Here is a 10,657-nt window from a genome sequence, read left to right on the forward strand (position 1 = left end):
GTCAGTGCGCGCCGGGTTGCACCGCGTCACCCAGGCGGCGCACCGCACGCGCGGGCACCTCGCCGAGCGCGGTGATCAGGTGGCCGTGGGCGGCGCGCTTGTAGATGTTGATCGCGCCGTTCGATTGCTCGCCGAGCTGGTCCTGCGGCGCTTCGGCGGAGAGCGGCTCGATGAACACCGATATCGAGGCGAGGCCGTCGCTGAACACGAGATGGATCGCCTCCCCGCGGTCCTGCCCGAGCGGGCGCTTCATCGCCGACACCGGGGCGAAGCCCGGCAGGGGCGGCGTCGCCCCCCAGCCGGTTTCCTCACGACCGATCTCGTTGCCGCCGGCATGGACGACACGCCAGCTGTCGTTGTATTCGAAGCGCGGGGTGAGCAACTCCTCGCCGATCTCACCGCCGATGCGAACGTCGTTGAAGGTGATCTGCTCCACCACCCCGCCGTCCTCGTCGACGATGCGCGACTTCAACAGCAGCCCGGTCTGGCGCTCCGCCCACAGCGTGCGGCCGTAGCGGAGGTTGTCGCGCGGCTCGAGCAAGATCGCCTGCGCCTCGTAGCCGGCGACGCGGCTCACCCTGCCCTTGCTGATGCGATAGCTCTCGGCGAGCGAACCGAAGGTCTCGGGCAGGCGCACCGGAAACACGCGGCGCGAGTTGGCCCGATCGATGATCACGGTGCGCTCGTCGGGCAGCACGCAGCGGACTTCGCTGCCGACACGGATCACCTCACGCGGACTGCCGTCGAGGACCTCGAGGCGCTCGAACTGACCGTGTTCGTCGACCCGGTGCGCGATGCGTGAAGTCTCGGAATGCGCGCCCGACTGGTACATGAAGGTGCCGGTGAAATTGACCCGCTCCGCTGCGGAGGCGATGCGTCCGAGCCAGGACAGCGGGTCGCCCGGCATGTCGGCGCGTGCGATCGAGGACGCGAGCAGTAAGCAACAGCCGGCGACCGCGACGAGGACCTTCCTCATCGGGCCGGATCCTGCACCACCGAGGACACCGCCCTGACATATTGCACGGCGCCGGGCATCGCCCCGCTGCCACTCAAGCCCTGGTGGGCGAAGACGTATTCGATGTTGCGGTCGGCGGCCACGTTGCGCATCGGCAGGCGATCGCGCGGTTGCGCCTGGGCCAGCACCGGCGTCGCCGGCGCACTTCGTTTCATCTCCGCCATCTGCGCCACTCTCGGCTCACCCGAATAGAGCGAGGCAGCGACGATGCCGACTGCCGCCACGCCCATCACCGAGGCGGCGACGGCCATCAGCGCCTGCCAGCCGCCACGCGAGCGGCCGGCGGCCGCCGCGGATGCCACCCCCGGCGCGAACAGCACCGGCTCGCCGTCGATCTTCGCCATGACGCGATCGACGAAATCTCTCGACCCGGCCGACTCACCGCGCAACACGTCGCCAATCAGGTGGTAAGCCTCCCAGTCCTTCTTCAACGCGGGATCCTTGCGCAGCCGGTCCAGTAGCGGCGTTCCCGCCTGCCCGTCCAGATCGCCATCCAGAAATGCCGAGAGTCTGTCCTTCATGCCAACACCTACCAACGTTTGTCAGGGGCCGTATCGAGCAACGGCCGCAGTTTTTCCGAAATCGCCTCGCGCGCTCTGAAGATGCGCGAGCGAACCGTGCCGATCGGGCAATCCATGATGTTCGCGATCTCCTCGTAGCTCAGGCCCTCGAGTTCGCGCAGCATGATCGCCGTCCTCAGCTCTTCGGGAAGCATCGCCATCGCCTCGTCGACGACTTCGGCAATCTGCTTCGACATCAGCAGCCGCTCGGGCGTATTGATGTCGCGCAGCTGATATGCATCCTCGAAGCCTTCTGCCTCCTCCGAATCGAATCCGGTCGATGTGGGCGCTCTGCGCCCTTGGGACACCAGGTAATTCTTCGCGGTGTTGATGCCGATCCGGTAGAGCCAGGTATAGAACGCACTGTCTCCACGGAAGGACCCGAGCGCCCGATAGGCCTTGATGAAGGTCTCCTGTGCCACGTCCTCGACCTCGGCAGGATCGCGGATCAGCCTCGACAACAAACGGTTCAGCTTCCGCTGGTATTTCGTTACCAGCAGGCCGAACGCCTGCTTGTCACCGCGCTGAACGCGCTCGACAAGCTGCTGATCGATTTCACGATCGCTCATGGGGTTATGGGTCTCTGGCTTCGGATGACGAAAACCATCCGAGTATACGCGAGCGCCCGCCCCAATCCAAAAAACGACACCTGTTCTGAAGACAGGCCCCTCCGCAATTAGTTCAGACGCCGACAGGGCTTTTACCGCAGCGCACACCCCGCCTCGTCGAGCCCATGTCGGCATGCTGGGGGAACCGCCGCGTGCTATATTTTTCACCTTCTCGCATCGGCCGGATGGATACAGGGTGAAACAGTACGACGTCCTCATTCTCGGAAGCGGCACGGCTGGACAGTCGCTCGCCCTGCGCCTCGCCGACCAGCAGCGCGTCGCTCTGGTCACCAAGCGCGAGCTCACCGACAGCGCAAGCGCGTGGGCCCAGGGCGGCATCGCCGCGGTGCTCGACGCCACCGACAGCGTCGAGGCGCACATCCAGGACACCTTCACCGCCGGCGCCGGCCTGTGCGACCCGGTGGCCACCCGCTTCGTGGTGGAGAACAGCCGTCGGGCGATCGAATGGCTGATCGAACGCGGCGTGCCCTTCACCCGCGAAGACGAATCCGCGATCGGCTACCACCTCACCCGCGAGGGCGGCCACTCCCACCGCCGCATCATCCACGCCGCGGACGCCACCGGCGCCGCGGTGCAGGCGACGCTCGGCGCGCAGGTCCGCGCCCATCCGAACATCGACATCTTCGAGCACCACATCGCGATCGACCTCGTGCTCGGCGACAAGATCGGCCACCCCGAACTGGGCTGCGTGGGTGCCTATGTCCTCGACATCGAGGCCGGCACGGTGGTGACCTTCGGCGCGCGCAATACGGTCCTCGCCACCGGCGGCACCGGCAAGGTCTACCTGTATACGACCAACCCGGACGTCGCCACCGGCGACGGCGTGGCAATGGCCTGGCGCGCCGGCTGCCGGGTGGGCAACATGGAGTTCATCCAGTTTCACCCCACCTGCCTGTACCACCCGCAGGAGAAGTCCTTCCTCATCTCCGAGGCCGTGCGTGGCGAAGGCGGTGTGCTGCGCCTGCCCGACGGCACCCGCTTCATGCCCGACCACGATCCGCGTGCCGAACTCGCGCCACGCGACATCGTCGCCCGGGCGATCGACCGCGAGATGAAGCGGCGCGGACTCGACTGCGTCTATCTGGACATCACGCACAAGCCTGCGGAATGGATTCGCGAGCATTTCCCGACAATCCACTCGCGCTGCCTCGAGCTCGGCATCGACATCACCAAGGACCCGATCCCGGTGGTGCCCGCCGCGCACTATTCGTGCGGCGGCATCGTCACCGACCTCGCTGCCCGCACCGACGTGCCCAACCTGTACTCGGTGGGCGAATCCGCCTTCACCGGCCTGCACGGCGCGAACCGGCTGGCCAGCAACTCGCTGCTCGAGTGCCTGGTGTTCGGCGAATCCGCCGCGAAGGACATCCTGTCGCAGCCGCAGACGCCCGTCCCTACCCTGCCCGAGTGGGACGAGAGCCGCGTGACCGACGCCGACGAGGAAGTGGTGATCACCCACAACTGGGCAGAACTGCGCCAGGCGATGTGGGACTACGTGGGCATCGTGCGGACCACCAAGCGGCTGCAACGCGCGCAGCACCGGATCCGGCTGCTGGAGAGCGAGATCCACGAGTTCTATTCCAACTTCCGCGTCAGCAACGACCTGATCGAACTGCGCAACCTGGTGGTGACCGCCGACCTGATCGTGCGCTGCGCACTGCTGCGCAAGGAAAGCCGGGGCCTGCACTCTTCAGCCGACTACCCCGAGACCCTGCCCGACCCGCGCCCCACCCTCCTCCGCCCGCCGCGGCGCAAGCGCGCCCGCTAGCCCGTCGCTGCCGCTCCGGCCTTGTGCCGGAGCCAGATCCGGAGCGGTCGCCAGCCTCCTGACGGCAGGTTGGCCGGAACCAGCATCATCGCCCGCGCCCGCGGGCGCTCGCCGGCTCGATCGCCGACGACGGGCTCGAGCGTCATCCACACCGCCCAGCCGAAATCCACCGCGCCCGGACGAACCCGGCACGCCACTTCCAGCCTGCCTTCGATCAGCGTCACGCCGCCGTCGGCAGCCAGCGTCATCGCGCGGCCCGCACGGCGGAGCTCCCCGCGCAGCGCCTGCGCCAGGGACGCCGCAAGCACCCCGCCGAGGAACACCGCGGTGACGGCGGGCGACCAGCCCCAGTCACCGCCGCTCCCGCCCGCGAGCACATGAAAAAGCGTCAGTGCCGCCGCCACATGGACGAGCAGGACTGACGCCATCACGCCCCTCGAGGGGCGCAGTTCGAGCCTCAGCGGCAGACGCATGGCCTTGCCATGCCCCGCCGCTCAGGCGCGGCGGAAGACGAGGGTGCCGTTGGTGCCACCGAAACCGAAGTTGTTCTTCATCGCGTACTCGATCTTCATCTGCCGCGCTTCGTTCGCACAGTAGTCCAGATCGCACTCCGGATCCTGCTCGAAGATGTTCATCGTCGGCGGCGAGACCTGGTTGTGCACCGCGAGCACCGAGAACACCGACTCGAGGCCGCCGGCGCCGCCGAGCAGGTGGCCGGTCATCGACTTGGTCGAGTTCACCACCAGCGAGCGTGCGAGATCGACGCCGAAGGCGAGCTTGATCGCTTCGGTCTCGTTCTTGTCGCCGAGCGGCGTCGAGGTGCCGTGGGCGTTCAGATACTGGACCTCGTCGGGATTGATCCCTGCGTTGCGCATCGCGTTGACCATGCTGCGGCGCGGACCGTCGGTGTCCGGCGCGGTCATGTGGTAGGCGTCGCCACTCATGCCGAAGCCGGCGACCTCGGCGTAGATTTTCGCCCCGCGCTTGACCGCGTGTTCGTACTCTTCGAGCACCATCACGCCCGCCCCCTCGCCGAGCACGAAGCCGTCGCGATCCTTGTCCCATGGGCGGCTCGCGGTGGCGGGGTCGTCGTTGCGCGTTGACAGCGCCTTCGCAGAGCCGAAGCCGCCGATCGCCAGCGCGGTGACGGTGGATTCGGCGCCGCCGCAGACCATGAGGTCGGCGTCGCCGTGCTCGATCATCCGCGCGCTCATGCCGATCGCGTGGAGGCCGGTGGTGCAGGCAGTCACCACGGCGAGGTTCGGCCCCTTCAGGCCGAACATGATCGAGAGATTGCCGGAGATCATGTTGATGATCGTGCCGGGAATGAAGAAGGGGGAAATCTTGCGCGGACCCCCGTTGAGGAAGTCGTTGTGGGTGTCTTCGATCATCGGCAGGCCGCCGATGCCAGACCCGATGTTGACGCCGATCCGGTCCGAATTCGCGTCGGTGATCTCGATCCCGGAGTCGCGAATGGCCTGAATCCCCGCCGCCATGCCGTAGTGGATGAACACGTCCATGCGACGCGCTTCCTTCGGCGACAGATAGGCTGCCACGTCGAAACCCTTCACCTCGCCGGCAATTCGGACCGGGAAGGTGCTGGCATCGAAGCGGGTGATCTCGGTAATGCCGCTCTTGCCCGCGAGCAGGTTCTCCCACGCTTCGGGAACAGTATTACCGACCGGCGAGACGAGTCCCAGACCGGTCACGACGACTCTACGACGCGACACTGGCAGCTCCGTATGGAAACAAGGCGGAGGAAATGATGATTCGATCCGGACCCCGCGGTGCGCGGGACCCGGAAGGAAGCGTTGACGTTGTTACTTCTTGACGTTGGCGTTCACGTAGTCGATCGCCTGCTGAACGCTGGTAATCTTCTCGGCTTCCTCGTCGGGGATCTCGCACTCGAACTCTTCCTCGAGCGCCATCACCAGTTCCACGGTATCCAGCGAATCCGCGCCGAGATCGTCCACGAACGAGGACTCGTTCTTGATCTCCGATTCGTTCACGCCAAGTTGCTCAGCGACGATCTTCTTGACGCGCTGCTCGATATTTTCCATGAAAAACTCCTTCTAGACCCTATGGTCTGTAAATTGGGAAAAGCCGGCGTATTCTACCAAAACGACGGGGAACCGCTATCCCGCCTGCGATCAGGACATGTACATGCCGCCATTGACGTGCAGGGTGGTACCCGTCACGTAGGCGGCGGCGGGCGAAGCGAGGAAGGCGACGGCGCCGGCGATCTCCTCCGGACGCCCGAGGCGGCCGAGCGCGATATTGCCCAGCAGGGCATCGCGCGCCGCGTCAGGTAATGCGCGCGTCATGTCGGTGTCGATGAAGCCGGGCGCCACGCAGTTGACCGTGATGTTGCGGCTGCCCAACTCGCGCGCCAACGCGCGGGCCATGCCCGCCACGCCCGCCTTCGCCGCCGCATAGTTGGCCTGGCCGGGGTTGCCCGACGACGCCACCACCGAGGTGATGTTGATGATGCGGCCTGCGCGCGCCTTCATCATCCCGCGCATCACCAGCTTGCTCATGCGGAAGACGGCGCGCAAGTTGGTGTCTACCACCGCATCCCACTCTTCGTCCTTCATTCGCATCGCGAGGTTGTCGCGGGTGATGCCGGCGTTGTTGACCAGGATGCCGACGACGCCGAAGCGCTTCTCCACCTCGCCCACCAGCGCCTCGCAGGCGGCGGCGTCGGTGACGTTCAGCATCATCCCCGCGCCCTTCATACCCGCATCGGCGATCGCCTTGTCGATGTCGGCGGCGCCCGCCTCGGAGGTGGCGGTGCCGACCACGGTTGCGCCGAGGCGGCCGAGCTCGAGCGCGACCGCACGACCGATGCCGCGCGACGCGCCGGTTACCAGGGCGACCTGCCCTTCAAGCGAAAAACTCATGCTCAGGCCCTCACCGCAGCAATCGATTGTTCCAGGCTCGCCGCATCGTGCGCCGAGCCGCCTTCCACTTCCTTCGCGATGCGCTTCGTCATGCCCGCGAGCACCTTGCCCGGACCGCATTCGATGACGTGGCTCATGCCGCGGCGCCCCATCTCCTGCACGGTTTCGATCCAGCGCACCGGCGAGAAGGCCTGGCGCACGAGGGCGTCGCGGATCTCGTCCGGCGCAGTGCGGACCGCGACATCGACGTTGTTGAGCACCTCGATCTGCGGCGTCGCGATCGCGACGTTCGCGAGGCGCTCGGCGAGCCGTTCGGCCGCCGGACGCATCAGCGCGCAATGGAAAGGCGCGGACACCGGCAACAGCACCGCGCGCTTGGCGCCGCGTGCCTTGGCGGCGTCGACCGCGCGCTCCACCGCCGCCTTCGCGCCGGCGATGACGATCTGGCCCGGCGCGTTGAGGTTGGCCGCCTCGACCACCTCGCCCTGCGCCGCTTCGGCGCAGGCTTCACGCACCACATCGACCTCGAGGCCGAGCAGCGCCGCCATCGCGCCGTCGCCCGCCGGCACCGCCTCCTGCATCGCCTGTGCACGGAATCGCACCAGCGGCACGGCATCGGCAAAGGCCAGCGCGCCGGCGGCGACCAGGGCGGAATACTCGCCGAGGCTGTGACCGGCGACCATCGCCGGCTGCAGACCGCCCGCGGCGAGCCAGGCGCGCCAGGTGGCGACGCCGGCAGTGAGCATCAGCGGTTGGGTGTTGACCGTGAGCGCGAGGCGCTCGGCCGGCCCCTCGCACACCATCCGCCACAAGTCCTCACCGAGCGCCTCGGACGCCTCGGCGAAGGTCTCGCGAATCACCGCAGACTCGCCATAAGCATTCATCATGCCGACGGACTGCGACCCCTGACCGGGAAAAACCAGTGCAAAAGCCATTATTTCTCCGCTTTTCGAGATTGCGTACGGGCGCTCAGAAGTCGATCAGCGCCGCGCCCCAGGTGAAACCGCCGCCGACGCCTTCGAGGACGATCCGCTGGCCACGCTGCAGGTGCCCTTCGCGAACGGCGACGTCGAGCGCGAGCGGAATCGACGCCGCAGAGGTGTTGCCGTGCCGGGCTACGGTGGTGATCACGTTGTCCATCGACAGCCCGAGCCGCTTCGCGGTGGCCTGGATGATGCGAAGGTTGGCCTGGTGCGGGATCAGCCAGTCGACCGATTCGGCCGATACGCCTGCCTTGTCGAGCACCTCGGAGGCCACTTCGCCGAGCACCTTCACCGCGAACTTGAACACCGCCTGCCCGTCCATGCGGAGGAAGGGATCGCCGATCACCTGCCCCGAGGCGACGCTGCCGGCCACGCACAGAATCGGGTGGTGACTGCCATCGGCATGCAGCGCGGAAGCGAGGATGCCGGGCTTGTCCGAGGTCTCGAGCACCACCGCGCCCGCGCCGTCGCCGAAGAGCACGCAGGTGCTGCGATCGGACCAGTCGAGGATGCGCGAGAAGACTTCGGCACCGACCACGAGGGCGCGCTTGTGGCTGCCCGAGCGGATGAACTTCTCGGCGATGGTCAGCCCGTAGATGAAGCCGGCGCACACCGCCTGCACGTCGAAGGCGGCGCAGCTGTTGCGGATGCCGAGCTTGGACTGGAGCAGGGCCGCGGTACTGGGAAAGATGTAATCGGGCGTCGAGGTGGCGACGATGATGAGGTCGATATCGTCCGGGTCGCAGCCGGCCGCTTCGATCGCGCGCTCGGAAGCGACGCGCGCGAGGTCGCTCGCGCCCACGTCCGCCGCGGCCAGGTGGCGGGCGCGAATCCCGGTGCGGGCCGCGACCCACTCGTCCGACGTGTCGATGCCGCGTGCGACCAGGTCGTCGTTGCTGACCGGCTCGCCCGGCAGATAGCTGCCCGTGCCGGCAATCCTTACATGAATCATGCTTTCCCCTCGCTCATGCTCGCCATGCGTTCGCTGATGCGCTCGATCAGCCTGTTGCCCGCCGCCTCGGCCGCCCGGTTGATCGCCTGCTCGAAGGCGAAGGCGTCGGCCGAACCGTGGCTCTTGACCACCACCCCGCGCAGGCCGAGCAGCGGCGCACCATTGTAGACGCGATGGTCGACGCGCTGCTTGAAGCGCTTGAGCGCGGGCATCGCCACCAGCGCCGTCAGCTTGGTGAGCCAGTTGCGGGTGAACTCCTGGCGCAGGAAAGTGCCGAGCATCTGGGCAAGACCTTCGGAGGTCTTCAGCGCGACGTTACCGACGAAGCCGTCGCACACCACGACATCGACCGTGCCCTTGTAGATGTCGTCGCCCTCGACGTTGCCGTAGAAGTTGAGCCCGCTCGCGCGCAGCAGCTCGCCCGCCTCCTTGACGACGTCGTTGCCCTTGATCGCCTCTTCGCCGATGTTGAGCAGGCCCACGCTGGGGCGCTCGCGGTGCTCGATGGCCGCCACCAGCATCGCGCCCATGACGCCGAACTGGAGCAGATGCTCGGCCGAGCAGTCCACGTTCGCGCCGAGATCGAGCACATAGGAGTGGCCGCGCAGGTTGGGCAGCACGGAGGCGATCGCCGGCCGGTCGATGCCGGGCAGGGTCTTCAGGACGAAACGGGAAATCGCCATCAACGCGCCGGTGTTGCCGGCGGAGACGGCCGCATCGGCCTCGCCCGCCTTCACGAGGTCGGCCGCGACACGAATCGAGGAATCCTTCTTGGTGCGCATCGCGATCGCGGGCGGATCGTCGGACATGACGACCTCGCTAGCGTGGCGGATGCGCAGACGATCACCGAACCGGGCGGCGGCCTGTTCGGTCAGGGGGCGGATGAGTTCTTCACGCCCCACCAGAATGACGCGGGCTGCGGGGTGGGCACGCAGGAAATTGAGTGCGGCCGGAACGGTCACGACCGCACCGTGATCGCCACCCATGCAGTCCACTGCTATGGTGACATCCATCGGCATCTCGCGTGAATCAGGAATTCTTCAGGGAAAAAAAGGCGGCGCAGCGCCGGATGCGCTGCGCCGCCCTCGGGATCAGGCAGCGGAGCCGGTCACTCGCCCTTGGTGGCGATGACCTTGCGACCGCGGTAGAAACCGTTCGGGCTCACGTGGTGACGCAGATGCACTTCGCCGGTGGTCGACTCGACGGCCAGCGCGGGGGTGCCGAGGGCGTCGTGCGAACGACGCATGCCGCGACGGGAGGGGGATTTCTTGTTCTGCTGAACGGCCATGATTAATGCTCCTGATACAAATGTTTGCGCCTAGTTCTTGCCCGTGCCGCGTAGCGCGGACAGCTTGGCAAAAGGCGATTCCTTTACCGTTCCGCCGTCGGGGCGGAGCGAATCACAGTTTTGGTGTCGTGGTGCGATCGGCAGCGCAAGCAGGATTTCGTCCTCGACCAGACCGAGCACGCCGAGTTCGCCATCCACCTCGATCGCATCGACCTCGTCGTCTTCCAGCTCCTCTTCCGGGATCGGCTGGCCCGAACGCACCGGCTGCAGCACGCTGTCGAGCTGGAGCGGCCAGGCGATCGCGCCGAGGCAGCGCTGGCAGCGCAGATTCAGCACGCCCTGCGCCGTCAGCCGCAACTGCGGCCTGCGCTCGGCATCGAGCCGGCCAACGATCCCGAAGACCACCGTCCCGCTGTCGTCCGCGAGCGCATCCGCGAGACGGACGAGCCGTGCAACAGCCACCGTCCCGGACAGGCTTCGGCCTTCGGCCGCGAACCGGAACGGGTCGGCAATGTAAGAGGATTGAACGCTTTGCTCCGACATAAGCGCGTGAGTATATCAA

General features: G+C 66.9%; 13 protein-coding genes. 1 reads left to right on the forward strand and 12 read right to left on the reverse strand.

Annotation, left to right across the window (positions count from 1 at the left end):
- Position 1: 1 nt before the first annotated feature.
- From BB334_RS05390 to rpoE, 3 genes are read right to left on the reverse strand one after another with little or no spacing between them, the layout of a single operon-like run.
- Positions 2-976 carry a MucB/RseB C-terminal domain-containing protein gene (locus tag BB334_RS05390; RefSeq protein ID WP_068805325.1) on the reverse strand — a complete coding sequence of 325 codons (975 nt, stop codon included), beginning with the start codon at positions 974-976 and terminating at the stop codon, positions 2-4.
- Complete coding sequence (locus tag BB334_RS05395) at positions 973-1,536, reverse strand: sigma-E factor negative regulatory protein (RefSeq protein ID WP_068805327.1); 564 nt, start codon at positions 1,534-1,536, stop codon at positions 973-975. Before BB334_RS05395 ends, BB334_RS05390 begins: the two co-directional genes overlap by 4 nt.
- A gap of 8 nt (positions 1,537-1,544) precedes the next feature.
- Positions 1,545-2,144 (reverse strand): RNA polymerase sigma factor RpoE, encoded by a 600-nt coding sequence (rpoE, locus tag BB334_RS05400; RefSeq protein ID WP_068805330.1) that lies wholly within the window; start codon positions 2,142-2,144, stop codon positions 1,545-1,547.
- A 235-nt stretch (positions 2,145-2,379) separates the two neighbouring features.
- Here rpoE and nadB point away from each other — a divergent pair, with 235 nt between their 5' ends.
- Positions 2,380-3,972 carry an L-aspartate oxidase gene (gene nadB, locus BB334_RS05405; protein ID WP_068805332.1) on the forward strand — a complete coding sequence of 531 codons (1,593 nt, stop codon included), beginning with the start codon at positions 2,380-2,382 and terminating at the stop codon, positions 3,970-3,972.
- Here nadB and BB334_RS05410 read toward each other — a convergent pair.
- The 9 genes from BB334_RS05410 to BB334_RS05450 form a co-directional block, all read right to left on the reverse strand.
- Positions 3,969-4,445: a protein YgfX gene (locus BB334_RS05410; protein ID WP_068805334.1), complete on the reverse strand. Its 477-nt coding sequence runs from the start codon at positions 4,443-4,445 to the stop codon at positions 3,969-3,971. The genes nadB and BB334_RS05410 overlap by 4 nt on opposite strands.
- A 21-nt stretch (positions 4,446-4,466) precedes the next feature.
- Positions 4,467-5,702: a beta-ketoacyl-ACP synthase II gene (gene fabF / locus BB334_RS05415; protein WP_068805336.1), complete on the reverse strand. Its 1,236-nt coding sequence runs from the start codon at positions 5,700-5,702 to the stop codon at positions 4,467-4,469.
- A 90-nt stretch (positions 5,703-5,792) separates the two neighbouring features.
- Entirely contained in the window at positions 5,793-6,032 is a 240-nt protein-coding gene (gene acpP, locus BB334_RS05420; RefSeq protein ID WP_068805339.1) for an acyl carrier protein, read from the reverse strand.
- Between the two features lie 90 nt (positions 6,033-6,122).
- Positions 6,123-6,872 (reverse strand): 3-oxoacyl-ACP reductase FabG, encoded by a 750-nt coding sequence (gene fabG, locus BB334_RS05425; RefSeq protein ID WP_068805341.1) that lies wholly within the window; start codon positions 6,870-6,872, stop codon positions 6,123-6,125.
- A 2-nt stretch (positions 6,873-6,874) separates the two neighbouring features.
- On the reverse strand, positions 6,875-7,807 hold the full coding sequence (fabD, locus tag BB334_RS05430; protein WP_068805343.1) for an ACP S-malonyltransferase: 933 nt from the start codon (positions 7,805-7,807) through the stop codon (positions 6,875-6,877).
- A 34-nt stretch (positions 7,808-7,841) separates the two neighbouring features.
- Entirely contained in the window at positions 7,842-8,807 is a 966-nt protein-coding gene (locus tag BB334_RS05435) for a beta-ketoacyl-ACP synthase III (protein WP_068805346.1), read from the reverse strand.
- Positions 8,804-9,820, reverse strand: coding sequence for a phosphate acyltransferase PlsX (plsX, locus tag BB334_RS05440; RefSeq protein WP_068805348.1), 1,017 nt, complete (start codon positions 9,818-9,820; stop codon positions 8,804-8,806). Before plsX ends, BB334_RS05435 begins: the two co-directional genes overlap by 4 nt.
- 95 nt (positions 9,821-9,915) lie before the next feature.
- Positions 9,916-10,095 (reverse strand): 50S ribosomal protein L32, encoded by a 180-nt coding sequence (gene rpmF, locus BB334_RS05445; protein WP_068805351.1) that lies wholly within the window; start codon positions 10,093-10,095, stop codon positions 9,916-9,918.
- 30 nt (positions 10,096-10,125) lie between these two features.
- Positions 10,126-10,638, reverse strand: coding sequence for a YceD family protein (locus BB334_RS05450; RefSeq protein ID WP_068805354.1), 513 nt, complete (start codon positions 10,636-10,638; stop codon positions 10,126-10,128).
- Between the last annotated feature and the right edge of the window lie 19 nt (positions 10,639-10,657).

Source organism: Thauera phenolivorans, from assembly GCF_001696715.1.
Taxonomy (GTDB): Bacteria; Pseudomonadota; Gammaproteobacteria; order Burkholderiales; family Rhodocyclaceae; genus Thauera; species Thauera phenolivorans.